The 26,105-nt window shown below is 47.7% G+C and carries 27 protein-coding genes; 5 read left to right on the plus strand and 22 right to left on the minus strand.

Going from position 1 to position 26,105, the window contains the following annotated elements:
• Window positions 1–37: 37 nt before the first annotated feature.
• Window positions 38–364, minus strand: a complete 327-nt coding sequence (locus BW952_RS14400) for an RNA polymerase sigma factor (protein ID WP_139325448.1) — start codon at window positions 362–364, stop codon at window positions 38–40.
• A gap of 105 nt (window positions 365–469) precedes the next feature.
• Between BW952_RS14400 and BW952_RS14405 the strand changes: the two genes are divergently transcribed.
• A complete protein-coding gene (locus tag BW952_RS14405) occupies window positions 470–1,843 on the plus strand; it encodes a copper amine oxidase (protein WP_076496337.1) in 1,374 nt (457 codons plus the stop codon).
• A 65-nt stretch (window positions 1,844–1,908) separates the two neighbouring features.
• Here BW952_RS14405 and BW952_RS14410 read toward each other — a convergent pair whose 3' ends face one another.
• From BW952_RS14410 to BW952_RS14455, 10 genes are all read right to left on the minus strand, one after another.
• A complete protein-coding gene (locus BW952_RS14410; RefSeq protein WP_045851263.1) occupies window positions 1,909–2,334 on the minus strand; it encodes a DUF1801 domain-containing protein in 426 nt (141 codons plus the stop codon).
• Window positions 2,327–2,842, minus strand: a complete 516-nt coding sequence (locus BW952_RS14415) for a methylated-DNA--[protein]-cysteine S-methyltransferase (protein ID WP_045851262.1) — start codon at window positions 2,840–2,842, stop codon at window positions 2,327–2,329. The genes BW952_RS14410 and BW952_RS14415 overlap by 8 nt, the downstream gene beginning before the upstream one ends.
• Before the next feature lie 37 nt (window positions 2,843–2,879).
• On the minus strand, window positions 2,880–3,725 hold the full coding sequence (locus tag BW952_RS14420; protein ID WP_045851261.1) for a Cof-type HAD-IIB family hydrolase: 846 nt from the start codon (window positions 3,723–3,725) through the stop codon (window positions 2,880–2,882).
• A 252-nt stretch (window positions 3,726–3,977) separates the two neighbouring features.
• On the minus strand, window positions 3,978–5,270 hold the full coding sequence (locus BW952_RS14425) for an ABC transporter substrate-binding protein (protein ID WP_045851260.1): 1,293 nt from the start codon (window positions 5,268–5,270) through the stop codon (window positions 3,978–3,980).
• 15 nt (window positions 5,271–5,285) lie between these two features.
• Window positions 5,286–6,956 carry a glycoside hydrolase family 13 protein gene (locus BW952_RS14430; protein ID WP_045851259.1) on the minus strand — a complete coding sequence of 557 codons (1,671 nt, stop codon included), beginning with the start codon at window positions 6,954–6,956 and terminating at the stop codon, window positions 5,286–5,288.
• A 168-nt stretch (window positions 6,957–7,124) separates the two neighbouring features.
• Window positions 7,125–8,117, minus strand: coding sequence for a LacI family DNA-binding transcriptional regulator (locus tag BW952_RS14435; protein ID WP_045851273.1), 993 nt, complete (start codon window positions 8,115–8,117; stop codon window positions 7,125–7,127).
• Window positions 8,118–8,203: 86 nt separating this feature from the next.
• Complete coding sequence (locus BW952_RS14440; protein WP_045851258.1) at window positions 8,204–8,578, minus strand: hypothetical protein; 375 nt, start codon at window positions 8,576–8,578, stop codon at window positions 8,204–8,206.
• Window positions 8,579–8,738: 160 nt separating this feature from the next.
• Window positions 8,739–11,132: a heavy metal translocating P-type ATPase gene (locus tag BW952_RS14445; protein ID WP_045851257.1), complete on the minus strand. Its 2,394-nt coding sequence runs from the start codon at window positions 11,130–11,132 to the stop codon at window positions 8,739–8,741.
• 183 nt (window positions 11,133–11,315) lie between these two features.
• Complete coding sequence (gene copZ / locus BW952_RS14450) at window positions 11,316–11,522, minus strand: copper chaperone CopZ (RefSeq protein WP_045851256.1); 207 nt, start codon at window positions 11,520–11,522, stop codon at window positions 11,316–11,318.
• Window positions 11,523–11,540: 18 nt separating this feature from the next.
• On the minus strand, window positions 11,541–11,861 hold the full coding sequence (locus tag BW952_RS14455) for a metal-sensitive transcriptional regulator (protein WP_045851255.1): 321 nt from the start codon (window positions 11,859–11,861) through the stop codon (window positions 11,541–11,543).
• Window positions 11,862–11,997: 136 nt separating this feature from the next.
• On the opposite strand from BW952_RS14455, the gene BW952_RS14460 reads away from it, so the two are divergent.
• Window positions 11,998–12,324, plus strand: coding sequence for a four-helix bundle copper-binding protein (locus tag BW952_RS14460; RefSeq protein ID WP_045851254.1), 327 nt, complete (start codon window positions 11,998–12,000; stop codon window positions 12,322–12,324).
• Window positions 12,325–12,357: 33 nt separating this feature from the next.
• Here the strand turns inward: BW952_RS14460 and BW952_RS14465 are convergent, their stop codons facing one another.
• The 3 genes from BW952_RS14465 to BW952_RS14475 form a co-directional block, all read right to left on the minus strand.
• Window positions 12,358–12,684 carry a YnfA family protein gene (locus tag BW952_RS14465; protein ID WP_045851253.1) on the minus strand — a complete coding sequence of 109 codons (327 nt, stop codon included), beginning with the start codon at window positions 12,682–12,684 and terminating at the stop codon, window positions 12,358–12,360.
• A gap of 15 nt (window positions 12,685–12,699) precedes the next feature.
• The gene (locus BW952_RS14470; protein WP_045851252.1) at window positions 12,700–13,608 is read right to left on the minus strand and encodes a cation diffusion facilitator family transporter; all 909 of its coding nucleotides are present in this window, start codon (window positions 13,606–13,608) and stop codon (window positions 12,700–12,702) included.
• A gap of 210 nt (window positions 13,609–13,818) precedes the next feature.
• The gene (locus BW952_RS14475; protein ID WP_045851251.1) at window positions 13,819–14,871 is read right to left on the minus strand and encodes an NAD(P)/FAD-dependent oxidoreductase; all 1,053 of its coding nucleotides are present in this window, start codon (window positions 14,869–14,871) and stop codon (window positions 13,819–13,821) included.
• A gap of 185 nt (window positions 14,872–15,056) precedes the next feature.
• On the opposite strand from BW952_RS14475, the gene BW952_RS14480 reads away from it, so the two are divergent.
• The gene (locus BW952_RS14480) at window positions 15,057–15,359 is read left to right on the plus strand and encodes a DUF3817 domain-containing protein (protein WP_045851250.1); all 303 of its coding nucleotides are present in this window, start codon (window positions 15,057–15,059) and stop codon (window positions 15,357–15,359) included.
• Window positions 15,360–15,431: 72 nt separating this feature from the next.
• Here BW952_RS14480 and BW952_RS14485 read toward each other — a convergent pair whose 3' ends face one another.
• Window positions 15,432–16,637: an MFS transporter gene (locus BW952_RS14485; protein ID WP_045851249.1), complete on the minus strand. Its 1,206-nt coding sequence runs from the start codon at window positions 16,635–16,637 to the stop codon at window positions 15,432–15,434.
• Between the two features lie 211 nt (window positions 16,638–16,848).
• On the opposite strand from BW952_RS14485, the gene BW952_RS14490 reads away from it, so the two are divergent.
• On the plus strand, window positions 16,849–17,214 hold the full coding sequence (locus BW952_RS14490) for a winged helix-turn-helix transcriptional regulator (protein ID WP_175607590.1): 366 nt from the start codon (window positions 16,849–16,851) through the stop codon (window positions 17,212–17,214).
• Window positions 17,215–17,350: 136 nt separating this feature from the next.
• On the opposite strand, the gene BW952_RS14495 is transcribed toward BW952_RS14490, so the two are convergent.
• Window positions 17,351–17,899 (minus strand): helix-turn-helix domain-containing protein, encoded by a 549-nt coding sequence (locus BW952_RS14495; protein WP_045851247.1) that lies wholly within the window; start codon window positions 17,897–17,899, stop codon window positions 17,351–17,353.
• 135 nt (window positions 17,900–18,034) lie between these two features.
• Here BW952_RS14495 and BW952_RS14500 point away from each other — a divergent pair, with 135 nt between their 5' ends.
• On the plus strand, window positions 18,035–18,460 hold the full coding sequence (locus BW952_RS14500; protein ID WP_045851246.1) for a DoxX family protein: 426 nt from the start codon (window positions 18,035–18,037) through the stop codon (window positions 18,458–18,460).
• 62 nt (window positions 18,461–18,522) lie between these two features.
• Here BW952_RS14500 and BW952_RS14505 read toward each other — a convergent pair whose 3' ends face one another.
• The 6 genes from BW952_RS14505 to BW952_RS14530 form a co-directional block, all read right to left on the minus strand.
• Complete coding sequence (locus BW952_RS14505; protein WP_045851245.1) at window positions 18,523–19,488, minus strand: pectinesterase family protein; 966 nt, start codon at window positions 19,486–19,488, stop codon at window positions 18,523–18,525.
• A gap of 12 nt (window positions 19,489–19,500) precedes the next feature.
• Window positions 19,501–20,427: a dienelactone hydrolase family protein gene (locus BW952_RS14510; RefSeq protein ID WP_231581418.1), complete on the minus strand. Its 927-nt coding sequence runs from the start codon at window positions 20,425–20,427 to the stop codon at window positions 19,501–19,503.
• A complete protein-coding gene (locus tag BW952_RS14515) occupies window positions 20,393–21,673 on the minus strand; it encodes a glycoside hydrolase family 28 protein (RefSeq protein ID WP_045851272.1) in 1,281 nt (426 codons plus the stop codon). Before BW952_RS14515 ends, BW952_RS14510 begins: the two co-directional genes overlap by 35 nt.
• Window positions 21,674–21,738: 65 nt before the next feature.
• Complete coding sequence (locus BW952_RS14520; RefSeq protein WP_045851243.1) at window positions 21,739–22,863, minus strand: glycoside hydrolase family 88/105 protein; 1,125 nt, start codon at window positions 22,861–22,863, stop codon at window positions 21,739–21,741.
• Between the two features lie 3 nt (window positions 22,864–22,866).
• Entirely contained in the window at window positions 22,867–24,423 is a 1,557-nt protein-coding gene (locus BW952_RS14525) for a glycoside hydrolase family 43 protein (RefSeq protein ID WP_045851271.1), read from the minus strand.
• A gap of 159 nt (window positions 24,424–24,582) precedes the next feature.
• Window positions 24,583–26,094: an extracellular solute-binding protein gene (locus BW952_RS14530; protein WP_045851242.1), complete on the minus strand. Its 1,512-nt coding sequence runs from the start codon at window positions 26,092–26,094 to the stop codon at window positions 24,583–24,585.
• Between the last annotated feature and the right edge of the window lie 11 nt (window positions 26,095–26,105).

Raw genomic sequence — 26,105 nt, forward strand, 5'->3', positions numbered from 1 at the left:
GCCTGAATGCATTCCTTTTTATATAGAGGAACGTCATTCAGGCTTGTTTTTGATAATCTGTTTGCAGATGGTTCACTTTTTCAAGGCACATGTTGACGAGAACAATGGATCTTCTTTTTTCGATTAAAATCAAATGCGGATTCGTCCAAATCTCCTGAAAAACGAGCTGTACCGCTTGCTCCGATAGCTGTTTATCCTGTAGTACTCCATAAGCTGTTTTCCATAGCAGCAGCGCATATTGGTCATATAACTGTTCAAGCCTGTGATGCCGGGCTTCCGTCATAAGTCCCACCCCCTCCCCCAATAGTACCCGGTGGAGCGCTTCCAGAAACGCGTCAATGTGCTTTATTTCGACGTAATTCATTTGGACCTGCTCATTTTTTTATAAAAAAAGTGATCCAAACATGAATCTCCTCCGTTAGCTGTGATAAGAACAACAAATCTTACTTGGAAAAAGGAGAGGTTCACGTTGAAAAAAAGAAACTTGAATAAAAAATTACTAATTGCCCCACTCGCATTCTCACTGGTCGTTCCAACTGCTGCCTTCGCAGACAGTGGAGAGCATATGAATCACGAAAACAAAGCATCAGCCGAAGCAAGCACCAGCACTGCAACTCCAGCAGCAGAGCTTCGCATCACACTGGATACCGCCCTAACGGAACATGCTTTTCTAGCGATTGAAGCGATGCGAAAAGGAGCTGACGGAGCGGAAGATTTTGATCAAACCGCCGCTGCGCTGACAGCTAACTCAGATGACATTGCCGCTGCTGTTTCTTCTGTATACGGCGAAGAAGCAGGCGCACAATTTTTAGAGATCTGGAACTCTCATATCGGCTACTTCGTTGATTATGTGAAAGCAACTGGCGCCGGCGATGAAGAAGCTAAAAATGCGGCACTGGCAGAGCTTGAAGAGTACAAAAAAGAGCAGGCTGCCTTTTTCGCCACAGCTACTGAAGACCGTCTTCCTGAAGCCGCTCTTGTTGAAGGATTAACGATGCACGTTGACCAGCTTCTTGGCGCATTTGACGCATACGTGGCAGGTGACTTCGAAACAGCTTATACACATGAGCGTGAAGCCATTCACCATATGAGTATGTTCTCAGAGACATTATCCATTGCCATTGCCGATCAATTCCCGGATAAATTCGAAAACTCGAATCCCGATACACCAGCGGTTGATCTCCGCGCACAGCTGAACTATGTGTTCACTGAGCACGCAGGATTAGCGGCGATGGCCATGCAGGACGGGGCTGACGGAGCGGAAAGCTTTGAACAGGCAGCTGCTGCTTTAACAGCCAACGCAGATGACCTTTCAGCAGCGGTCGCTTCTGTATACGGGGAAGAAGCAGGGGCACAGTTTTCTGAAATCTGGAATTCCCACATCGGCTACTTTGTAGATTATGTAAAAGCAACAGGCGCTGAAGATGCCGAAGCACAGGAAGCAGCAAAAGCAGAGCTCGATGAATACATTAAGGAGCAAGCCGCTTTTCTTGATACAGCGACACAAGGGCGCGTCCCAGCCGCTGATCTTGAAGAAGGATTAACCGCTCACGTGGATCAGCTTTTAACAGCCTTTGATTCATACGTAGCCGGTGATTATGAAACAGCGTACGGCTCCATCCGCGAAGCATACGCACATATGACAATGCCGGCAGCCGGACTGTCCGCTGCCATTGTGGATCAGTTCCCGGACAAATTTGCTGGTGAAGCCATGCCTGAAGAAATGCCACAAACCGGTCTAGGCGGCTCCGAGTCCAACATGCCTTACCTGTGGCTGCTTGCCGGCTTAATGCTTGCGGCATTAACAACAGTCGCCGCGCTTCGTTTCCGTAAACAGTCTTAATCAAGAAAGAAATCCTGAAGGGTGCTCCTGCCCTTCAGGATTTTTTGTTGACCGGGTCCAGCTGCTTACGCGCGGTCCGGATACATATTTTGCAAAAACTCAACGGATTGAACAATCAGCTTTTTCAGTACATCCACATCAATATCCGCTACTTTGTTAATGTACACACAGGCTTTTCCAGACGTGTGCTTCCCGAATGTGTCCAGCAGCTCCTTGCGCTTATCATCACCTGTGGCAAAGTACAAGCTGATTTTTGCTTTGCGGGGCGAAAAGCCGACGAGCGGCGCATCGCCTTCGTGACCGGTCGGATATTTGTAATGATAAGAACCAAATCCGATGATGCTGGGGCCCCACATTTTCGCTTCATATCCAGTCATTTCTGTAAAAATATCCAATAGCTGATACGCATCTTCCCGCTTTTTCGGGCTCTCTACCTGTTCGATAAACTCAATCACACTTCGATCCGTTTCTTTTGTTTTCAGCTCATACATGATCATCCGCCCCTTTTTGATCAATTAATTCCAAATCAAGCAAAAAACGTTTTAACGGCAGCCCGCCCCGGAAGCCAGTCAACTTGCCATTTTTGCCGATGACGCGGTGGCATGGAATAACGATCATGGCCGGATTGGCACCGATCGCAGCACCAACAGCCCGGACAGCTGACGGGTTCTGAATCGCCGTTGCGATATCTGAATAAGACCACGTTTCTCCGTACGGAATTTCTGCCAGTGCGGCCCAAACCTTTTCCTGAAAAACAGTGCCTTTTGCATCCACAGGCAGCTGAAATGAACGGCTTTCCCCTGTAAAATAAGACTCCAGCTCTTTCCTGTAAGGCGTCAGTGCCACGTCGTCCTGGCTCAGCTGCGCAGCCGGATATTTCCGCTGCAGCTCTTCAGCCGATTCACCAGGCGAACCGACCCAGCAAAGCCCCTTTTCCGTTCGCGCAATCAATAGAGCGCCCAGCGGACATTCGATAAATGAATAGAGAATGGTTTTCAAAGATGTCACCTGCTTTTTAAGATGATAGAGAAAGCATTTAACCGAAAGTTTTCTTTAAAAAATGATACAATCCATCCTCTTTGTAAGAATGCGCAGTCACATCATCCGCTTTTTCCTTTACATAATCAGTCGCGTTTTGCATCGCCACACAGCGGCCGGCAAACTGAAACAGCGGCAAATCATTTTCTCCATCGCCAATAGCCATAATTTCCTCGCGCTTCAAGCCGAACCGGTCCAGAACTTGAGCGATACCCGTTGCTTTTGATACGCCATCCACTGTTACCTCAACGTTATGATGTGTAGAAGACGCGGTTGTGAAGGCGATGCGCTCCTTCATCTGCTCAAGCTCTGCCTTCCACTGCTCCATTGCCTGCTCATCCCGGCTGAAAAAGTAAATTTTCGCCGCGTTTTCGGTTTGCAGCTTTTCTGTCCATTTGATTTTGGACTGAACCGCTTCCTGACGGGAAAGCCACTCATTATCATGCACCGCTTCCGGCTTCGGCTCTGTCGCGATTTCGGTCATAAACGCACGATCTTTTTTCAATGCAATCCGTCCGCCATCATTTGGATGCACTTCATAATAAATGCCCCATTCTCTTGACTTGGACACGAGCTCTTCCACTAAATCGCCTGGCAGTTCATGGCCGGAAATCTGCTCCTCCCCCACAAAAGCAGACATGCCATTTGCGGTCACCGTCCCGTCAACAAGAAAATCAGACGGCAGCACATCTCTCGCTTCCTTAAGCGTGCGGCCCGTTGCGATAAATACCAACAGCCCGCGCTGGCGAAGCTCCTTTACGTATTCCGTTAATGTCTCGTTAACTGTGTTAAATTCTGTTAATGTTGTCCCGTCTAAATCAAGGACAATTGCTTTGCAATCCATCCACTCACCTCACATTTGATCATGGCAAAAAGCAGCCTATGTCTTAATGAGACCATAGACTGCTTTTAAATACAACCCGATGCTTATAACCCTTCCTATCGCTGATAAAAGATGATGATCGCCGGTACATTTTACTTATCGCTGATATAAAGCAGTCTAACGCTGATATCACGGCAATACTGGCGATAGACTGGTGGATACCGGCTTTAATATTATTTTACCGGCTCTAGCCTTTGTTGCTATGCAAAAATGTTACTGACGAGCCTTCGCCCACTCAGCCTGCATGCTGCTGATGGCTTCTTCCCATGTCGCTTCACCTGCAAAATATTTCTGAAGTTCAGCCCCAAGCTGGTCGCTCCAGCCGACAGGGTAGTTCGGGAATACCCATGCAGATGTATTGCCGTCCTGTGAAAATTGATAAATTTCTTTTGAAAGCGGGTCCGCGATGCCTTCCGCGTCGTAGCCTTCATATGCCGGAATAAATTTAAATTCGGACAGAACCGCTTCTTTTCCCGTATCTGATGTATACATCCAATCAATGAAATCTTTTGCGGCCTGCTGCTGTTCTTCGTCCGCTTTTTGATTGACCGCATAGTAACTCGGCACACCAACTGGCATGTTCACTTCTCCGTTTACCGGAATCGGCATAATGCCAATGCCTGATTCAGCTAACTCAGGGTCCATCCCTTCAACCGTTGGATAAATCCAGTTGCCCTGCTGGATGATGGCAACGCGGCCTGTTGAAAACAGCTCCTCTACCTGCTGTGAGTAATCCAGGTTGTTGACCGGCTGAACAGAATATTCATTTTGCAAATCCAAGTATTCCTTAAACTCAGCTCCGTACTCAAATGCCACTTCCTTTGCTTCATACGTCACGAAAGGATCATTGTTAAACTCCGGCGCTAAAAATACGTTAGAGCCATGATTGCCCGGCACCCATTTTTCTTTGGCGGCCAGCGCAAAAACCGCATCAAGGCCAAGATCGTCCTTTTTCGAATCAATCGCTTCCGCCGCTGCTCTTAAATCAGCCATCGTTTGAATTGCTCCTGCATCAACGCCTGCTTCTTCAAACACCTTTTTGTTGTAAATCAATCCGTACCCTTCTAGATTCACGGGCATCCCTAATACTTTTTCATCCTTTGTTACACCGTCCAGCGTTCCTTCAAGTGCAAGACCCGCTGCTTCAGTGTCGCTTAAATCCGCAAGGCGTTCACTGTATTGGTCGATATCCACCTGTCCGGCAATTGTGTAGATGGTCGGCTCATCCCCTGATGCAAATTTTGCTTTCAGCGTTCCCGCATAGTCACTGCCTCCGCCGACCGTTTCGACACTAATATTTACATCCGGGTTTTCTGCTTCATAAGCGGCTGCCAGTTCTTCAAACTGCTCTTTAAATTCCACTTTCCCTTGATAAATGTTGACCGCTACCTGGTCCCCGCTTGCTTCATCGTTTGACGAACCGCTTTCATCAGATGGACTCGTTGAACAGCCGGCAAGGCCTAAAAGCAGTGCAGATGAAAGTACCCATGATTTTTTATTCCACATGTTCATTTCCCCTTTTTAATTCGTTAATTCAAGCACAAAGCATTCGTATGGCTGAAGTGTATGCTCTACAGCTGTCTCAGAGCTGTTTGTTAAAATAACTTTTTTCACCTGGTAAGGAAAATCGATTTCAACTTCTTTGTTTTTGAAGTTCGCCAGTACAGCGACCGCTTTGTCCTCATTGCGGCGAATATACGCCATCACATCCGGGTGGCTGCCGAGCACTTCTTCATATTGGCCGTACGTTAGCAGCTCGGTGTATTCACTGTTTTTCCGCAAGTTGATCAATTGCTTGTAAAAGGAGAAAACAGAATCCGGGTCCTGTCTATTTTCAGCATTGACGATTTGATAATTGCTGTTAGAGGGAAGCCACGGCTGTCCAGTTGAAAAACCGCCGTTTTCGGCCCGGCTCCATTGCATCGGCGTCCGTGCATTATCACGGCTGCGGTTTCCGACGGCTCTCAACGCTTCTTTTTCGTCAAATCCTTCTTTTAAAGCCGCTTCGTACTGATCGATCGACGCCAGATCGTTGAACTCATCGACTGACTGAAATGATGTATTCGTCATGCCAAGCTCCTGTCCCTGATAAATAAAGGGCGTTCCCTTCAGCAAAAAGTAAACTGCCGCGAGCATTTTCGCAGACATTGGACCGATGCCTGCCGGTTCAATAAACTTGTTCAATGAACGCGGCTGATCATGGTTTTCCAAGTAAAGCGCACCCCACCCCTGCTCGTTAAAAAGCGTCTGGCTGCCGGAAATGGCTTCTTTAAAATCGTGCAGGCTCCACTTCTTCGGCTTGTACCAGCGCCCATCCTCTGCAAGGTCAAGGTCAATGTGGTCAAATTCAAACAGCATGCTGAAGTACCCGTCTGTTCCTACGTAAGACGATAACTGATCAAGTGATACTCCTGGTGCCTCGGCAACCGTCAGTAAATCGTGCTTCCGGAACGACTGCTCGCTTAGCTCCTTCAGCATGGTATCGATACCACATTGATTTGCTTTCACAATTCCTGTTTCCTGACCGGCTGCATCAAACGATTTTTTAATAAACGTGATGGCATCCACCCGGAATCCGGCAATGCCTTTTGCAATCCACCAGTCAATCATCTGGTAAACGGCTTGCCGAAGCTGCGGATTTTCCCAGTTTAAGTCGGGCTGTTTTTTCGAAAAGGTGTGCATGTAATACTGCCCTGTCACCGGCTCGTATTCCCAGCAGGAGCCGCCAAAAACGGACTGCCAGCTGTTCGGCGGTCCGGTGCCGATGCCGTCCTGCCATATATACCAGTCGCGCTGCGGATGATTTTTATCCGTTTTCGACTGGGCAAACCACACATGCTCGTCGGACGTATGATTTACCACTAAATCCATAATCAGCTTAATGCCGCGCTTGCTTGCTTGAGCGATCAGCTCGTCCATATCGGCCATCGTGCCAAATTCTTCGGCAATTCCCTGATAATCGGAAATGTCATAGCCGTTGTCATCCATGGGCGACGAATACACAGGACTCAGCCAGATCACGTCGATGCCAAGCTCCTGCAGGTAATCCAGCTTTTGAATCACCCCTTGAAGATCTCCAACCCCGTCGTGGTCCGAATCATAAAAGCTTTTCGGATACACTTGATACACAACAGACTGCTCCCACCACTTCCTATCGCTGGAGATGGATTGTTTTACCGCTTGTTTGATCATCTATGCGCCTCCTATGTGAAGATGTGGTAACGATACCATAAACCAGTATAAAAAAAGCAGGCTCTTCACCTGTCACTTTTATTTCTTTTCCGTTACGACTAGTATAAATGTTTATGGTAACGGTTTCAATACTTTTTTAAAAAAATTGCGAGGTTTATCCCGCAATGTTCAGGTGGAATGCCTGATGATGACTTCAATCGGCAGTTCATACTGGCAGATCGCAACGGTCTCATCCTGTAGCTGCTCAATGATCACTTCAGCCGCTTTCTGGCCCATTTGATCAACTGGCTGCCTGACTGTTGTCAGCTTTGGTGTCAGGAGTGCTGCCAGCGGCTGGTCATCAAAGCCAATAATCGCGATCTCTTCTGGAATCCTTATTCCCAGCTCTGTTGCTTCTGCCATCATACCGGCCGCAATTTCATCACTTCCGGTGAAAACCGCTGTCGGTCTGTTTTCCATTTTCATTATCTTTTTCAGCACTTGCTTTCCATCTTCAATCGTATGGCGATCAACAAAAACCCAATTTGGATTCACTGTGATTCCCGCTTCCTCCAGTGCTTTTTGATAGCCCCGGTTGCGGTCCCGGTCCTTTCCTTCCTCCGCAAAAAGACCGCCTGTGCAATATGCGATTTTTTGGTGTCCTCTTTCAATCAAGTGCTTCACGCCCATGTACGTTCCTTTAAATTGGTCCATCTTGATGACCGGCACAGCGGGCTCATTCATGTATTCATTACACAGCACAATCGGACCGTACGCTAAAAAAGGCTCGATCTTTTCCCACTCATTTTCAATCGCCGTCATAATGATGCCATCCACCTGCTTTGTTTTCAGCAGGCTTAAAAAAGACAGCTCCTTCACCGGGTCTTCATTGCTTTGAAAAATCATGACCTGGTAGCCTTTTTCATAAGCGGTTTGCTCGATTGCGTCAACTAAATAAGCAAAAAACGGATTTGTAATTTTCGGAATGATGACACCTATTGTCGTGGTCAGCTGTCCGCGAAGCCTTCTAGCTGCCGGATTCGGGTAATAATCCAGCTCCTCCATCGCCTTCAGCACAAGCATGCGTTTTTCCTCGGATACGTAGGCATGGTTATTAATCACACGCGAGACGGTTGTTTTGGACAAGCCGGATAATTTCGCTACGTCCATAATCGTTGCCATAAGCTGCACCTCTTTTTGTGAAACTGATTTCATATATTGTAACGCTTTCTTTGTGTTAATCGCAACCATTGAAAAAAGCCGAAGTCTTAAGACTCCGGCTCTGCTTCTGTACGAAGCGCGTTGAAAAATTCCAAAATCGATCGGTAGCTGCTGCCTAAATCGCCGATCGGCCCATCTTTAGCACAGTACACATCGATCGCAGAGCGCATCGGTGTCAGCTTGTAAATGGTGATGACCATACTGGCCGATCCTTTAGCCAGCATGATTTCGCCGCGTTCCACATCTTCATTCTTTAACACCCAGCCGCCCAGCTTGCCGTCCTGCACAATCTTTTTAATGTCATTCATAAGGGCTTCTCTGCTTTTACGGTAATAGCGTGTTTTCAGCTCTGGCTCTTTCGGGTTTTCCTTCGTTTCTTCATGCTTTCGCCAAATTCCAGTAATCATTCGCAGCGTTGACATTTTACCTCCTAGAAAGACGTTATTTTTTATTTTGTGGCGCTTTCATAATAGTTTTATTATAGCATTGTTGAGTGATTAGCCGAAGAAATACGGTTAAAGAGTTTCTATTTAGTGAAGAACGTGACCGGTAAATTCATCCTGCCGGTCACTATTCTTTTCTTCAAAGCTTCACCCGCTGCAGCCGCAATGCGTTTAATACAACGGATACGGAGCTGAAAGCCATCGCTGCACCGGCAAGCCACGGCGCAAGAAAGCCAAGTGCGGCGATTGGGATGCCCATTGTGTTGTAGCCAAACGCCCAGAATAAGTTTTGCTTCACATTGCGAATCGTCATTTTGCTCATATAAATGGCATCGGCAATGCTCGTTAAGTTGCCGCGAATCAGTGTAATATCTGCTGCTTCCATGGCTACATCGGTGCCAGTGCCGATCGCCATACCGATATGAGCAGTCGCCAGTGCCGGGGCGTCGTTAATGCCGTCGCCGACCATCGCTACATACTTGCCCTGCTCCTGAAGCTTCCTCACTTCTTCCGTTTTTCCTTCCGGCAGCACTTCTGCAATCACTTGCTCAATTCCGACCTCGCGAGCAATCGCCTGCGCGGTTTCTTCATTATCGCCTGTCATCATGATCACATGAAGACCCATGTCCTTTAAACGGGCAACCGCTTCTTTTGATGTATCCTTCACTGTATCGGCGACGGCGATGATGCCTGCAAACTGGCTGTCAATCGCAATCATCATGGCTGTTTTCCCTTGCTTTTCAAGGGCCAACAGCTGCTCTTCCACTCCCGGCAACTCAATGTTCTGCTGCTGCATCAGCTTGCGTGTGCCGGCGAGCACTTCCTTTCCCTCTACGATTGAACGGATGCCGTAGCCTGGAATTGCTTCAAATGAACTGCTTTTCTTCAGCGTGATTCCTTTTTCATTGATGCCGTTCACGATTGCTTCTGCCAGCGGATGTTCAGATTGCTTTTCTGCTGCGCCAGCGTAAGCTAAAAATTCTTCTTCTTTGAGCTCGTAGCTGAGCACATCCGTAAGCACCGGTGTTCCGTTGGTGACCGTCCCTGTTTTATCCAGGACAATCGTATCTATTTTATGGGCTGTTTCTAAATGTTCTCCGCCTTTAAACAAAATCCCATACTCCGCAGCACGGCCGGACCCCGCCATAATGGACGTCGGTGTCGCCAGCCCAAGGGCACACGGGCAAGCAATGACAAGGACGGCAATCGTTTTTTCCAGCGCACCGGCAAAATTCCCCGGGTCTACAGCGAAAAACCAGATTAAAAATGTGACAATGGCAATCCCAACCACAATCGGCACAAAAATACCGGAAATTTGGTCAGCGAGCCGCTGGATCGGCGCCTTGGACCCTTGCGCTTCTTCAACTGTTTTAATAATGTGCGCAAGCGCGGTATCGCGGCCTACCTTCGTTGCCTTTAGCTTTAAAAACCCATTTTTATTAATTGTCGCACCGATGACGTCATCATCCGGTTTTTTATCAACCGGCAGGCTTTCCCCTGTCAGCATCGATTCATCAACCGCTGACTGTCCCTCTAGGACAACCCCGTCAACGGGTATTTTCTCTCCGGGCCGCACATGAACAATGTCCCCTTCGACCACCTGCTCCAATGGAATGTCCATCTCCTGGCCATCGCGTTCGATCGTGGCTGTTTTTGCCTGCAGACCCATTAATTTTTTAATCGCTTCCGATGAACGGCCCTTTGCTTTTGCTTCAAACAGCTTTCCGAGCAAAATGAGCGTAATTAAAATAGCGCTCGTTTCGTAATAAAGCTCGGTGGCATGACCGCCATGATCGAGCGATTGAACAGATAAATACAAGCTGTAAAAATAAGCAGCGGACGTGCCAAGTGCGACGAGGACATCCATATTAGCACTGCCGTTTTTCAACGCTTTGTAGGCACCACTGTAAAACTGGCTTCCGATAATAAACTGAACAGGCGTTGCGAGTGCCAGCTGAAACCAAGGATTCATAAACAGCTCCGGCACGTATAAACCGGATGTAAAGTCAAAGTGTCCCACCATCGCCCATAAAAGCGGAAGCGACAATAAAGCGGAAATTGTAAACTTCGCTTTTTGCTTTTTCATTTCTTTTTCCCGGTAATCAACTGATGCTTCTTCTTTTAACTCAGCTCCGTAGCCGAGAGAATCCACTTTTTTCATAATATCTGCCGGTGTCAGCACCGATGGATTATATTCAACGGTTGCACGTTCAAGCGCCAGGTTCACACTGGCATTCTCCACACCCTCCAGCCGGTTCAGGCCTTTTTCAATCCGGGTTGAGCAGGCGGCGCATGTCATGCCGGTAATCGTAAATTCATTTTTTTCCGACACGACACCGTAGCCGAGCGCTTCCACCTCTTCCCGCAAGTCCGCTTCGCTTATTTTGGCTGGATCAAATGTGACGTTGGACCGCTCAAGCGCCAGGTTTACAGAAGCCTGTTCCACACCCTCCAGCTTGTTCAGCCCTTTTTCAATCCGGGTTGCACAGGCCGCACACGTCATGCCGCTAATCTGCATATTCGTTTCCTTCATGTTAAACCCTCCATACCTACATAGGGTATATTTTTTTGATAAAAGAAGGAGCTATTCATGAGAATGCTCCTGGTTGGCCGGAAAAATGGCCGACCGACTGGAATGGGCTGTAAGATGACCGGATTCTTCTTTTTCCGGTCATCCACTCCTCGAATCCGGTCGATCTAAGTACAATCCGGTCCATTAAACGACGTCGTATCCTTGATCATCAATCGTTTCTTTAATTTGATCCAATGTCACTTTTTCCTTGTCATATGCGACATCCACTTGGTTTTCCTCCAAATGAACCTTGACTGTCTGCACGCCTTCAAGCTTGCCGACGCTTCCTTCAACCGCTTTGACACAATGCCCGCATGACATTCCCTGTACGTGTAATGTTGTTTGTTCCATCTGTATCGCTTCCCTTCGTTATTTTTTCATTAAGCGCTGAATGGTTGTCAGCAGCTCATCGACGATTTCTTCATCGCCTTCTTGAATACGTTCGACCACACAGCTTTTCAGGTGGCCTTCAAGCAATAGTTTGGCGACGCTGTTCAGCGCGGATTGCGTCGCGGAAATCTGGGTAATAATATCATCACAGTATACATCTTTTTCAATTAATCCTTTAATGCCGCGAATTTGTCCTTCTACTCGGTTCAGCCGCGTCACTAAATTTTTCTTTGTCGCTTCTGAGTGATGGCTTTTTCGGTCAGACAGTGTGCCGCAAGCGTGGAGTTCCATTTCGTCCATTGCATCCGCCTCCCTGTTTTTAATTTACCATACCCCCCTATTGTATGTAAATAAATTGATTTGTTTTTTGTGTTTAAAATAAAATTGGACGGATAAAGTAGTAACGAAGATTTATTTCCATGAAGGAGGCGTTTTTGTGAATCAAAATATTCACGATTGTATTCAAGCTTGTCTTGACTGTTTAGACGCGTGCAACACATGCTTTGACCAGTGCCTGCAAGAAGACGATGTGAACATGATGGCAGGCTGCATCCGGCTGGACCGCGAATGCGCAGACATTTGCACATTGGCCGTGCAATCGATGCAGCGCAACAGTCCTTTTATGGCCGAGATTTGTGCGCTTTGTGCGGATATTTGCGAAGCGTGCGGCAACGAATGCAAACAGCACAACCACGATCACTGTCAAAAATGCGCGGAAGCGTGCTTTGCATGTGCAGAAGCATGCCGGAAAATGGCTGCGTAATCAACAAAAAAAGCCGGGAGTTCCCGGCTTTTTTTAATGACGAGGCGCAAAAAGCATAACAGCCACGCCAATGATGCAAATGGCTGCTCCGGCCCAGTCATACAAATCAGGCGTTTTTTTGTCAACGCCCCATCCCCACAAAACGGACAATACAATAAAAACGCCGCCATACGCCGCATATACACGTCCAAATGATGGGAATGTCTGCAACGTCGCGATGATGCCATACAAGACAAGCGCCACACCGCCTGCAATCCCCCACGTAAACGGCTTGCCTTCTCTCAGCCAAAGCCAGATTAAATAACCACCGCCGATTTCAGCCAGTCCCGCCAGCAAAAACAGCCACATTGAATAAAGCATTTATCTCACTCTTTCTTAGTTACATGATTCACAGCCCGTTGTTCCTTCTTTATCAATTTGAATCGTCACATGATGCAGCTCAAATTCGTCGTGCAGCAGCTTTTTTGCCCTGGAAAGAACGAGCTGATCATTCTCTTCGTTGTCTACAACTAAATGGCAGCTGACCGCCGGAAAATCGGATGTAATCGACCAGACGTGCAAATCATGGACTTGCTTCACCTCTTCCAGTGACAGCAATTTGTCTTTGACCTCCTGCGTATCCAGATGAATCGGTGCTCCCTCCATTAAAATATGAAAGGAATCCCTCGTTACCCGAAAGCCGCTGATAATAATTAAAACGGCCACAATGATACTGGCAATCGGATCGGCCATATACCACCCGAAAAATAAAATCAGCAGGGCCGCTCCAATTGCACCGACAGATCCAAGCATATCACCCAGCACATGCAAAAAGGCGCTCCGAACATTTAAATTCTCATCCTTGTCGCCCTTCATTAGGATAAAGGCAGCCGCAATATTCACAACCAGACCGAGCGAAGAAATAACCAGCATTCCTGTGCTGACGACCTCCGGCGGGTCCATTAACCGCTGATACGCTTCAAAAAAAATATAAAGTGAAATGGCCATCAGCGTGAGGCCGTTAATAAAAGCAGCCAGTATCTCAAAGCGCTTATAGCCAAAGGTTTTCTTGCTGGATGCCGCTCTCTGGCCAATCGTTATCGCCACGTAGCTGAGACCGAGCGCAGCAGAATCACTTAACATGTGCCCCGCATCTGAAAGCAGCGCCAGGCTGTTGGTTAATACTCCGCCAATCACCTCGACTACCATAAAGAACGTAATCAAAAAGAACGCCCATTTCAACGCCGTTTTATTGCTGCTTCCGTGGTGATGATGACCATGATCGTGCGAATGAGAATGCCCCATTTCCCTCATTCCTTTCTTATTGATTACCTTATTTATATTCAAATAATCATTTGAACGTGCGATTGTTTTTCTGTTTTTATCATACACCAAACACTTACATTCAAACAACCATTTGATTGATGAAATATAGACATCTGGTTTCCTCTCGAAATACCAGCCATTTAACAAAAAAACACCCCAACGTCGAACGCTGGGGTGTTCATAGTATATTTAACGGATCATTTTTTGCATAATGTCTTTGTTTTTTTCTTTAAAGACATCGTTATGCGAAGAAACCATGGCGCTGCTTCTGGAATCCGGATCGATAAACTGCTTTGCCCGGTTTACGGCATTGGCTGCGTCCACAAAGGCTCCTGCTATTAAGTGAAGCTTGCCTTCGTGCTTTAAGACGTCCCCTGCCGCAAACAGTCCCGGCACAGAGGACTCGCCCGATGGCCGGCTGGAAACATAAAAGTCATCTTCTAATTCAACATTTAATTCTGTGCTGTTTTGCAAAAGAGCCGAGTCACGGTCAAAGCCATGATTAATAATCACTTCATCTGCCGCTAAAATGGTTTTTTCCAGCGTTTTGCTGTTTGTCAGCTCAACCTGGCTAATCTGCGTACCATCCGGTGAAGCGATCAATTTTGTAATGGCTTCATTTTTCAAGCAGATGGCTGAGCTGTCCATCAGCTGCTGCACCTGCGCTTCATGGCCTTTAAACTCGTCCCCACGGCAAACAACGTATACCTTTTCTGCCACGAGCGACAATTCATTCGCCCAGTCCACAGCAGAATTGCCGCCGCCGGAAATCACCACCGTTTTCCCCTTGAACTTCTGCAGGGACTGCACGACATAATGTAAATTGGTGACCTCAAACCGCTCCGCTCCTTCAATCGGCAGCTTTTGCGGGTTCAGAATACCGCTGCCCACTGCGGTGATGACCGTTTTGGACAGGTGCACCTCATTTGAAGCCGTCTCCAGTTCAAACAAGCCTGCTTCATTTTTATTGATTTTATCTACTTTTTCATTTAAAACGACAGTTGGGTGGAATGTCATTGCCTGCTGCACAAGCTGCTTGATCAGCTGCTCACCTGTCGTTGGCGTTAATGCACCAATGTCCCAGATCAGCTTTTCCGGATATACATGCACTTTACCACCCAGCTTCGGCTGATACTCAATTACTTTCGTTTTTAACCCTCTCAGTCCGCTGTAAAAAGCAGCGTACAAGCCTGCTGGTCCTCCGCCAATAATCGTCACGTCATATATATCCTGCTCAGGCATGGTCATCCCCCTTTTAATTGATAATAATTATCATTATTAATTAAAAGAATACATGAATTTCCTCATTTAAACAATCTTTTTCTAACAAAAGAATGACAATCTCTTGAACAGAGCGTAAAAAAGGTGAAATTCAGGTCTGTATCCGCTATCTTTAAAGAAACAATCATTCGATATTGGAGGCACTTATGTTAAAAACAACTGTCGGCAAGCTGCGCTTCGCCGGTTATTTTGAAGGCATTTCCTTGCTTGTTCTCCTGTTTATTGCGATGCCGATGAAATACTGGTTCGATATTCCGGAAGCCGTCTCACTCGTCGGGTCTATTCACGGTGCTCTTTTTGTGACGTACTGCATCATTATCGCCTATGTCACGTTAAAAACGCGCTGGAATCTGATTTGGCCGATTTTGGCGGTTGTCGTCGCCTTTATTCCTTTTGGAAATTTTATTTTGGACAAAAAGCTGCACCAGCTGGAAAAAACATACGGATAATCAAAAACCCAGCCACGGTCAAAGCCGGAGCTGGGTTTTTATGCTGGTGAAAAACCTTGGATGTGATGCCCTTTATCTTTTTTCCATTTTCAACGAAACCCCTGTTAACAACACGGCCAGTGCCACCATCACACCGCCAATCCACGGAGTATGAACAAGCCCAATCGTATCCACAACAAGGCCGCCGATTGTTGCCCCCACGGCGATGCCAATATTAAAAGCAGCAATATTTAATGCGGACGCCACATCAACCGCCGATGGCACATATTTTTCAGCCAGCTGCACGACATAAAACTGAAGGCCGGGCACATTCATGAAAGCAAGCAGACCCATTAAGATTACACCGATCAGTCCGGCAATTTTAAAAGGAATCATAAAGGACATCATCACTAAAATGGCGGCTTGCGCGATAAACATCCAAAACAGTGCACGGACCGGGCTATGGTTGGCGAGCCGGCCTCCCGCTTCGTTCCCGATTGCCACAGCCACTCCATATACAAGCAGCACAATACTGACCATACCCGGCTTTAATCCTGTTACGTCCTGTAATATCGGTGTTAAGAAGGTGAATGCCACGAATGTGCCACCGTAGCCTAGAGCTGTAATCGCAAGTCCCATCAAAATGTGCTTGTTTGTTATAAGGCGGTACATATCTGTAAATTTGGCTGGCGGCGGCTGTTTTAAATTTTTAGGAATTAACCATGCACTGGCCGCAATCGCGATGACGCCAAGCAGCGCTACGCCCCAGAATGTTGCTCTCCAGCCGAATGACTGGCCAATAAACGTGCCGAGTGGAACTCCTGTTACGGTTGCAACGGTCAAGCCGGTAAACATTAACGCAATCGCACTCGCTTTTTTATGCGGAGGTACGAGCTGGACGGCAATCGTCGCGCCAATGGAGAAAAAGACACCATGTGAAAATGCCGTGATAAAGCGGGCTATCAGCAAAATTTCAAATGAAGAAGCTGTAGCAGCGGTTATATTCCCTGCAATGAAAACGACCATTAATGACATAAGCAGTGCTTTCCGGCTTATCCGGTTTGTCAAAGCAGTCAGTACAGGTGCACCGACTGCAACGCCGATCGCATAGCCGCTTATTAACAGCCCGGCCAACGTAATACCAATATTTAAGTCATCTGCGATAGCGGCAAGCAGACCAACTGGAACAAATTCTGTTGTCCCGATTCCAAATGCACTGATTGCCAGTGCCCATAAAGCAAGTGTATGATTTTTCGAAGCGGTCTTCTGTTGAGAAGCCGCATAAGGTATATCGTTCATGTTATCTATTTCCTCCTTAAAGTGTAAAGCGGCGGGCCCTGCCGTTTTCTGTAAGATCATGGTGGATAGTAGTGACCAAAATAAACGTACGCTTCTTTTCAAACCATAGGCACTTTTTAGTACCTACCATCCTTTATGATCTTTTGTTTCATTCCTGTGTATGCTATTATGAGAGCACTTAAACAAAAAGAGAAGTACGCACTTTAAAGTAATGCAGGTACTTTTCAGTGCCTATAAGGAGGAAAACAGCGTGGCTTACAATATTCCTGTTGAAGCGACACTTGATGTCATCGGAGGAAAATGGAAAGTCGTTATTATGTGCCATTTGATTAAAGGTGAAAAACGCACAAGTGAACTGAAAAGGCTCATGCCCGGTATTACGCAAAAAATGCTCACACAGCAGCTGCGTGAGCTTGAATCGGATGGTGTTGTGAACCGAACGGTGTTTGAGCAGGTACCGCCGAAGGTCGTGTATTCATTAACTGAATATGGATGGTCACTTCGTCCGATTTTAGATGCGATGTGCGCCTGGGGAGAAGGACATATTGATTTAACATCTGAAAAAGCTGTCCAATAACGCGAGAAAACAGCCGGCGGCATTACTGCCCCGGCTGTTTTTTTCTTTTTATGACAAACGCCCATATCACCATAGCCAAACACGTCACATCAAAAAAAGCTGTCTCATTTTTCATTGAGACAGCTTTTTTATGCTCCTAAAGAATATCTGCAGACTCTCCGCCCGTATAAATAGCAATGAGTACAATGGCGGTTCCTTCTCCAATATTCCGAACGAGATGAGGCACGCAGGCATTCCAGCTGAAGGCATCACCTTCCTCTAACACAACCGAATCTTCTCCCTGTTCCGCTAAAATCGTTCCTTGCAGGACAAGGTGACATTCTTCTCCTTCGTGGGCATGGGAAGAGTCTCCTGTTGCCGCGCCAGGTGGAAATTCCACCCGCTGCATGGTCAGTCCTCCCTTGGACGTCAGGTGCTCCACCTTAATTTTCTCCTTTGAGTACGATGTATATTGCCGCTCCTGTTTTCGGACAACCCGCATCCGCTGCTCTTTTTCCAAAAGCAAATACGGCAGAGGAATGGCGAGAAACTGTGCCACTGCCTGCAGCGATTGAATAGACGGCGACGTATTATTATTCTCCATGTTGCTAATAAACCCTTTTGATAAACCGGTTCCTTCACTCATTTGGGCGATCGTCATGTTTTTTCTGTTCCGAATGGCTCGAATAGTTGATCCAATGTCCATAAAAACGTCTCCCCTTTGTTTACTATTAGAAAACTTAATTACATATTAACAAAAAAACACTTGACGTTCTACCTTGAAAATTGTTATCTTATAATAAACTTTTATTCATATTAGAGAAAAGAGGAGGAAATGAATATGAATCGTTACACAGAATGGAGTGCTTTTATTCTTCGCCTTGTGCTAGGTATTACCTTTTTCGTTCATGGCGTGGTGAAATTTCAAGGAGGTATCGCCAACACGGCAGGCTGGTTTGACAGCATCGGCCTTCCAGGAATGCTTGCTTATGCGGTCGCTTTTATTGAAACAGCAGGAGGGTTGGCGCTTATTTTAGGCATTGGCACTCGTGTTTTTTCTGCCATTTTAGCTCTTGTCATGGTCGGAGCCATCTTCAAGGTGAAGCTTGCGGCAGGCTTTATCGGAAATGGCCAGTCGGCTGGTTATGAACTGGATCTTGCGCTCCTTGCCATGTCAGCTTCTCTTGCATTAACAGGCAGTTCTTTTTTGGCTCTTGATCAATTTTTCAGCAAAGAAGATCATGAAACGATTAAAAGATCAGCTTAACGATTACGTCATGGAAAAAAGCAGCCCGCTTGCGGCTGCTTTTTTTACGTACTCCTGTTTGATTAATCTGTGACCGCCTGTTTGGCCGCTTGAAGGATACGCTCGACTGTATACGTTTCAGCTTCCTTCTCCGAGAGAATATGGGCCCACTTTACCCGGCTATCCATCCTTCCTCCGGGGCCGCTGCTTCTATACTCGGCGTAGTAGACCATCTTTTCTGCATGCGGCTTATCCCAGTTATGCCAGCCTTCTTTTTTAATATGTCGGTCCATCCAGCAATTGATAAACACCGTTTTGGCATAATCGCGCCACGGTCTTCCTAAATAAACCGTTTCCGGTGCCGCCTTGCTCGTTAAGCGGCAGTCAATAAACACATAGCCGAACGGCTGTCCTTCAGGCGTGGACGCGGCTGTCACAAAGCCGTTCGGGTTTTCGTCGCGGTCCATGCTGAAGATTTCGCACGAGTGAAACACCGCTGTCGCTGAGCCGAAAATAAAGTCAATGTCACCTTCCAAGTAACAGCTGTGGAAATAAAGCGTGCACGCCTTTCGCTCCTTGCCTTCTCCCGGACCGCCAAAGGTGCTGCCTTCAATCGGCTTTGGCGGGAGCGGTCCGGTGAACAGCGTATCCTGTCTGCCTAAAAACCGGCACTGATGAAATTCGACTCCGGTTCCCTCCGCATAAACAGCGACTGCCTGGCCGACCACTTTTCCGCAGCCGGCATTGTTTTCAAACGTAATGTTTTCCGCAGTGAACCGGTCCGCTCCAATAAATACGCTGTAGGAAGCAAACGTCCGCATTTCTTCCCCGTTCGGGAGCCGCTTTCGTGCATAATCATCGTATGTGATCGTCACTCGTTCTGCCGACGTACCGACGAGTGAAACAAAAGGCTTATCAATGACCAATTTTTCTTTATATGTGCCGTCTTTAATATGAATGGTGACGGGTTCGGTATTTGCTTCGGGAATGCTGTCCAAAGCTTCCTGAATGGTTGTAAAGGTACCACTTCCATCTTTTGCGACAATCACGTAATCCGCCTCCTACAAATGGGTTTGCAAAAATGTACACAGCTCGCTTCTCATGCCGGCTGTTTCAATGTGGCCACAGGAAAAGCGGCTCATTTTCCAGTGATCCGGCTTTCCTGCTTGTGTGTAAACGTTCGTGAGCGACTGATCGATGGTGGCAAGGCCTTCAAACGGCGTCATCCGGTCTTGATCACCGACCAGGCTTAAATGAGGGCGCGGCGCAATAAGCGACTGAATATCCGCTGTTTGAAACTGCTTCAGCAAGCCCGGTACGTAGGAATAAAATCCGTGATGATCCAGACCCCGCTGACGGATTAGCGCTTGTGCCTCCACCTGCCCCGCGATATCAATGCATACCTTCACGCGTTCATCCAGCGCGGACAGCCACCATGACATCAGCCCGCCCATGCTCATGCCGACCGTAGCGATTCGTGATTCGTCTACATCCTCTCTGGAAGCTAAATAATCAAGGCCGCGCATGCTGTCGTAGAGCATCATGCCCCACATGACCTGGCCGTTCCAAAGCATTTCTTTAAAAAGCTCACTTTCCTTTTTGCCCTGCCGTTCACCAAATGCCCACATATCCATGCACAGAACGCTGTAGCCAAGACGGGTCAGCTCCTCGGCAAAGGAGGGCTGCTGAAGGTAGGCGCTGCTTTCAATTAATTCCTTTTTGCCTCTGTCGTATTGTCCGCCGTGCGAGTGATTAAATAAAACAGCCGGCCGTTTTTGATCTGTTTTTTTAGGGCGGACAAAATAAGCCGGTACTTTTTCGGAGCCGTTGATTTCCATCAAAAGCGTTTCGAGAATATAAGACTCCTTTTCCTCTTCCTTCAGCCTTGTGACGGACAGATGATGGCGCTCCGGCAAATCACCGAGCAGCTGATAGAGCTGCTGGCGTTTTTGCTCATTCGCCATGCGTTTCCACGACCATCGGGTCATTCGACTGTGCATTTTTGACTTTGCACTGATGGAATTCAACGTCCTGGCCATTTTCTACGTAAAAGGCAGGACCGTCGTGACCGCTGACTGACACACGGTTAAACTGAATGTCTTTTACATTGCCGCAGTAAAAGCCGTGCTGCTTCATCGGTTCAAGCTGCGACATCATCGCCGGCATACCCGGCTCGGCGTCCTCTGCCATCGCTATCGACACGTCGCTAAACGTCACCTCTTCCACATACATTTCCGGCAGCCCGTAAAGAAAACCGGCCGCTGCGCTCACCTCGCGGGCAGTAATATTGGAAAAATGGATGCGGCGGAAGGCAGGTGTTTCTTCCGTTACAGGATAGGACGCTTTATCCCACACGTACTTTTCCTTGCCGCGCGGACCGCAGAAATAGTAGGCATTCACAATAAACGGACAAATGACTTTTTTCATCACAATATTGCTGACCCGGATGTCTTCTACAACCCCGCCGCGTCCGCGTCTTGACTTCAGCCGGATGCCCCGGTCTGTTCCTTCGAACACGCAATTGCTCACGGTGACGTTGCGGATATCCCCGCTCATCTCACTGCCGAGCACGACACCGCCGTGCCCGTGGATCATGGTGCAGTTTGTAATAGTAATGTTCTCACACGGAATGCGCTCCGGAGAATCTTCTGTACCGGATTTAATGGCAATACAATCATCTCCGACATCAATATGGCAGTCGGAGATCCGTACATTGCGGCACGATTCAGGATCAATTCCGTCTGTATTCGGAGAATCGCTCGGGTTGACGATGGAAATGGCATGAATGGTCACATTCTCGCAGCGGATCGGATTCACAGTCCAGCTTGGTGAATCAATCATCTTTACGCCGGAAATCAGCACGCGGCTGCACCGGTCAAAGCTGACAAGCTTCGGGCGCGGATAGTCATTTTCTTTTCGTCTGAACAGCTCCCACCATGGCTGTCCCTGGCCGTCCAGTGTGCCCTGGCCGGTGATCGAGATATTTTCCGCTCCTTCCGCATAAATACACGAGGCGTATACATCCCGGTTGACTCCTTCCCAGCGCGAATGAACAACAGGATAATCAGCCGGATCGGTGCTGAACAGCAAAACCGCGCCGGCTTCCAGATGAAGGTTAATATCGCTTTTTAAGATGACTGCTCCGGTTAAGAAACGGCCGGCTGGCACAGAAACAGTGCCGCCGCCCCTTTCCACACATGCCTGAATCGCTCCGGCAATCGCTTCAGTGTTCATCGTTTTACCATTTCCTACTGCACCGAAATGAGTAATCGACACAGCAGATGACGCTTGTGCTGTATTCACGATTGCTGCTCCTCCATTTCTGCCGCTGCTAAAATAAACGCACCTACTCCTTTTAAATCATTCGTGATAATCGGCTCGCTAATGTAATACTCAAATGTGCCGTCCCGGCCGTCAGGACCACCCAGACCCGCTACCTGGCAGTTTTTGTTTAAATTCACGTGTCCTTCTGCCGTCACGGTAATAAACTCAGCAATGATGCCTTCATATGCTTTTTGGGCTGTTTCCATCCATTCTTCCTTCAACATACCGAGCCGGACGCCTTTAGCCATTGCATAGACAATCATGCACGAGGCCGAAGCTTCTAAATAGTTTCCTTTTCGGTCCGGCTGATCGAGCACCTGATACCAGACACCGCTGTTTTGATCCTGCACGTTCTTCAGCACCTCCAGCGTTTCCGTTAAAATCGTGACCAGCTGTGGACGGTCCGGGTGGTCTTCCGGCAAAATACCCAGCACATCGACAAGCCCCATCACAAACCAGCCCATGGAACGCCCCCAGAAGTTTTTCGACAGACCGGTTTCCGGATCACACCACGGCTGTACTTTTTTCTCATCAAATGCGTGATACAGCAAGCCGGTTTCTGGATCTTTTGTGTTTTTCACACAAAGAATGAACTGCTTTGTAATATCGTCAAATTCGGATTGATCGCCGAATTCTTTTACATATTCCGCGTAAAAAGGCGAGCCCATATACAAGCCGTCGAGCCAGATCTGGTACGGGTATACCTTTTTATGCCAAAATACTTGTTCCGAAGTGCGGGGATGCTCAGCCAGCTGCTGGCGCAAACGGTCAGCGGCTTTTTTGTACTTTTGCTCCTTTGATTCTTTGTAAAGCGTCAGGAGCACCTTGCCGTTGTTAATGTGATCGATGTTAAAGCTTTCTTTTTCATAATGGCGAATGCCGCCTTCTTCATCGACAAACGCGTCCATGTTTTCCTTCATATACGCGAGATACTTCGGATCGCCCGTTTTTCTCCAGACAAGCTCGATCCCCTTCAGCACAACTCCGTAATCGTAGGACCACTTGTCATTTTGCACACCATCTGATAAAAGCGGACGGCGCGCCATCGTTGAATCCGTCATTTTTTGCGCCCAATTCGCTGTTTGAATCGCTGTCGTCATGTCTCAGGTCATCTCCTTATATGAAAAATAATCAAAATCGGCAAACTGGCTTGTTCCCCGCATATCCTGCACACACAGCCCGATAAAATTGCCGGTAAATCCATTTCCTTCATCCGATAAATGGGCGATGCTGACTGGCGTCAATGCCTCTTTCCAGTCCCCATCCCCTTCTGCATATAAAAACGTGACCAGGTCACCCTGGATCACTGCTTTTAAGCGGACGCTTTTTTCTTCAACTGGCATGCAGACGTCCACCTTTTCAAATTCGCCCCATACACTTTTGATCACATGCAGCGATTTGCCCGCTTCTTCGTCATGAGAAAGAAAGAAATACACGTAATTGTCTGTATTGTAATAAAGCACAAGACCGGCCATCTGCAAAAACGATTCCGGATTAAATTCGACTGCCGTTTCGGCTTCACAGTGAATATGCTGCTGGCGCCGGGCGATTAAGTGCTGCGAATGAAGAGAATGAAGCGATTCACCGCCGTGAATTCTCAGGAAACCCGGTCGCTTTGAAAGCGAGCACCACGACTCATCCGGTGCCGCCCGGAGTGTATTCCACGTCCAATGCAAGGAGGGTCCATCGAACTCGTCCCGTTCAAGATCATCCGACTCAAACGGATGCAGCGGCAAATCCGGTGCTTCCACTTCCAGCTGTGCTTCATAGCCGCCAGACGTGAGCCGGAGCCAGCCATCGTCTGTCCAGTGCACCTTCTGCATAGCCGTTTCCCGTCCCAGGATCGAATATTTTCCTCCAACGGGACGGCTGCACAAATGCGCCATATACAACTCGCCATTCTGTGTCTCCACAACGCTTCCATGACCGGCTTTTTGCAGCGGCAATGATTCATCATGCGCCGAGGTCATCATCGGATTTTGCGGGTCCACTTCATACGGACCGGTGATGTTTTTGGCTCTGGCAACTGTAACCGCATGCGTTTTCCCCGTGCCGCCTTCTGCTGTGACCAAATAATAATAGCCTTCGTGCTTATAAAGATGCGGCGCTTCTGTTTTCCGTAAATCGGTGCCGTCAAAAATGTGATGAATCGGGCCAGTCAGTTTCTGCTCCTGCCCGCTGTATTCCTGCATGACAATGCCCGCCGACTTGTTTCGGCCGTTTATCCGGTAATCCCAATGAACATTTAAAAACCACTTTCGCCCGTCCTCATCATGAAACAGCGACGGGTCAAAATTACCGCTGTTTAAAAAGACCGGCTCTGACCACGGACCTGTAATCGCCTCTGCTGTTCTTACATAGTTATGGGCATCTTTAAATGGGTATTTGCTTCGTTTCACATCCGTATAAACGAGATAAAACAAGCCATTATGGAAGCTTAACGCCGGTGCCCATACGCCGGCCGAATCCGGATTTCCTTGAAACTGCACATGGTCTGTTAAAATGCTTGTCACGTAGCGCCAGTGCACTAAATCACGCGAATGGTACACCGGAATGCCCGGATACCACTCGAATGTTGAGGTCACAATGTAATAATCATCCTTTGCCCGAACGATACAAGGATCGGGATTGAATCCTTTTAATATAGGATTTTGAATCATGGCTGCTGTTTGGATCTCCACTTTCCCCATCCTTCCGAAGCTTTAATGTTGGCGCAATTCCAGCGATTACGGCGCAATAAAGAGATTATTGCGCCGTATTTGATTTAATTGCGCCGTATCTGGAATTATTGCGCCAAACTAGAGGTTATTGCGCCAAATTTACTTGGACGCTTTGTAGGCCTCAGCATATTCTTTCACAATCTGGTCGCCGCCTGATGAACGCCATTTTTCGATGGACTCTTTAAAGCCGGCATCGTCCATTTCACCCATAATGTATTTGATCGTCGCATCGACCATGATTTTCTCAAGCTCTGTGCCGCGTTCGTTGGCTGTAGCTGAATCCAGCGGCACTGTTGGGTCGATCACAGCGAACTCTGTGTTTTCTTCCACTAATTCATTAGCAAGCTGTTTGTCCGGATCTGCATCCACCAGACTATGGGTAATCTCACTTGGACGTGAGCTTGACAGCGGCTGTACTTCTTTTTGCCATAAATCCGTATCTGTAATTTCAATCGCGCCGCTTTCATTTAATTCATAATGGGTGCCTTCAATTCCGCCCGTCATCAGCATAAAGGCCTCTTCATCAATCAAGTCATTCACGAACTGAAGAAGACGTTTTAATTCTGCTTCTGACTCCACCTCTGATTTCGGAAATGCCATGAGGCCTCCGACACCCGTGTTTTCTGACCAGACGTGATATTCCCCGTCAGGTCCGGCAATTTTGTTCACCGGCACAAGCTTCAAGCCATCCTGCAAGCCCTGCGACAAGTTTTTCAAGTTCAAAATATCGATCATCCCCGTGTAAATACCTGTTTTGCCCTGGGCGAACTTTTGCTGCTGGTCCGTTTTCGCTGTGACTGCGAAATCCTGTGATAAGAAGCCATTTTCATAAAGATCTCTGGAATATTTCATCGTATTCATATACTCTTCTGTTTCAAACTCCGGTGTAAATGAGCCGTCTTCCTCTACCTTCCAGCCGTTTGGCGCCCCGTGATAGGAAGCCAACAGCTTAAAGCTGCTGTAGCGCAAATCGCTCCGGTCTCCGAAGCCGACGGTGTCATCCTTGCCGTTTCCATCCGGATCATCCTCTGTAAAGGCACGCGCCACTTCACGAAGCTCCTCAAGGTTCGTCGGCTGCTTCATGCCTAAATTATCCAGCCAGTCCTGGCGAAGAACGAGTCCTGAACGCGCCAGCGGCTTTTGAAAAGGCACCCCGTACAGTACCCCTTCAATCGAAGCCGCATCCCGAACCTCCTGCGAAATAGCTTTTAAATTGTCATAATCGTCAAGATACTCGCCGACATCCCAGAACATACCGGATTTAAGCGACTGCCGCACAGATGAGTTTGTCATCATCGTCAGCGAAACGATATCAGACAGCTCACCAGAAGCAAGAGCGGCGGTAATCCGTTCTTCTTTTGACGCGTCCGGTACCCAGTTAAAGTTAATGTCCGCATTGGTATGCTCCTCAAGCTTTGTCAGAACATCACCGCTCGGCGGAGATGGGGCGTGAAGAATGGCTGTCCAGTTCACAGAAGCTTTTGATTCCGGATCATACTCGGCTGACGACTGCGCCGCGTTGTCTGCATCGTTCGAGCAAGCTCCCATTAAAAGAGCTGCAGCCATTAATGCTTTCATTGACAAGACTTTCGTTACGTTATTCTTTTTCATTTCATCCATCC

The organism is Domibacillus enclensis (assembly GCF_900156125.1).
GTDB classification, from domain to species: domain Bacteria; phylum Bacillota; class Bacilli; order Bacillales; family Domibacillaceae; genus Domibacillus; species Domibacillus enclensis.

Bases quoted from the DNA above. Each gene is read 5' to 3' on its own strand.
- BW952_RS14400 (WP_139325448.1), bottom strand. From the start codon at position 364: ATGAATTACGTCGAAATAAAGCACATTGACGCGTTTCTGGAAGCGCTC.
- BW952_RS14410 (WP_045851263.1), bottom strand. From the start codon at position 2,334: ATGTATGAGCTGAAAACAAAAGAAACGGATCGAAGTGTGATTGAGTTT.
- BW952_RS14420 (WP_045851261.1), bottom strand. From the start codon at position 3,725: ATGGATTGCAAAGCAATTGTCCTTGATTTAGACGGGACAACATTAACA.
- BW952_RS14425 (WP_045851260.1), bottom strand. From the start codon at position 5,270: ATGTGGAATAAAAAATCATGGGTACTTTCATCTGCACTGCTTTTAGGC.
- BW952_RS14430 (WP_045851259.1), bottom strand. From the start codon at position 6,956: ATGATCAAACAAGCGGTAAAACAATCCATCTCCAGCGATAGGAAGTGG.
- BW952_RS14435 (WP_045851273.1), bottom strand. From the start codon at position 8,117: ATGGCAACGATTATGGACGTAGCGAAATTATCCGGCTTGTCCAAAACA.
- BW952_RS14440 (WP_045851258.1), bottom strand. From the start codon at position 8,578: ATGTCAACGCTGCGAATGATTACTGGAATTTGGCGAAAGCATGAAGAA.
- BW952_RS14445 (WP_045851257.1), bottom strand. From the start codon at position 11,132: ATGAAGGAAACGAATATGCAGATTAGCGGCATGACGTGTGCGGCCTGT.
- copZ (WP_045851256.1), bottom strand. From the start codon at position 11,522: ATGGAACAAACAACATTACACGTACAGGGAATGTCATGCGGGCATTGT.
- BW952_RS14455 (WP_045851255.1), bottom strand. From the start codon at position 11,861: ATGGACGAAATGGAACTCCACGCTTGCGGCACACTGTCTGACCGAAAA.
- BW952_RS14465 (WP_045851253.1), bottom strand. From the start codon at position 12,684: ATGCTTTATTCAATGTGGCTGTTTTTGCTGGCGGGACTGGCTGAAATC.
- BW952_RS14470 (WP_045851252.1), bottom strand. From the start codon at position 13,608: ATGGGGCATTCTCATTCGCACGATCATGGTCATCATCACCACGGAAGC.
- BW952_RS14475 (WP_045851251.1), bottom strand. From the start codon at position 14,871: ATGCCTGAGCAGGATATATATGACGTGACGATTATTGGCGGAGGACCA.
- BW952_RS14480 (WP_045851250.1), top strand. From the start codon at position 15,057: ATGTTAAAAACAACTGTCGGCAAGCTGCGCTTCGCCGGTTATTTTGAA.
- BW952_RS14485 (WP_045851249.1), bottom strand. From the start codon at position 16,637: ATGAACGATATACCTTATGCGGCTTCTCAACAGAAGACCGCTTCGAAA.
- BW952_RS14490 (WP_175607590.1), top strand. From the start codon at position 16,849: ATGCAGGTACTTTTCAGTGCCTATAAGGAGGAAAACAGCGTGGCTTAC.
- BW952_RS14495 (WP_045851247.1), bottom strand. From the start codon at position 17,899: ATGGACATTGGATCAACTATTCGAGCCATTCGGAACAGAAAAAACATG.
- BW952_RS14500 (WP_045851246.1), top strand. From the start codon at position 18,035: ATGAATCGTTACACAGAATGGAGTGCTTTTATTCTTCGCCTTGTGCTA.
- BW952_RS14510 (WP_231581418.1), bottom strand. From the start codon at position 20,427: ATGACCCGATGGTCGTGGAAACGCATGGCGAATGAGCAAAAACGCCAG.
- BW952_RS14515 (WP_045851272.1), bottom strand. From the start codon at position 21,673: ATGAACACTGAAGCGATTGCCGGAGCGATTCAGGCATGTGTGGAAAGG.
- BW952_RS14520 (WP_045851243.1), bottom strand. From the start codon at position 22,863: ATGACGACAGCGATTCAAACAGCGAATTGGGCGCAAAAAATGACGGAT.
- BW952_RS14525 (WP_045851271.1), bottom strand. From the start codon at position 24,423: ATGATTCAAAATCCTATATTAAAAGGATTCAATCCCGATCCTTGTATC.
- BW952_RS14530 (WP_045851242.1), bottom strand. From the start codon at position 26,094: ATGAAAAAGAATAACGTAACGAAAGTCTTGTCAATGAAAGCATTAATG.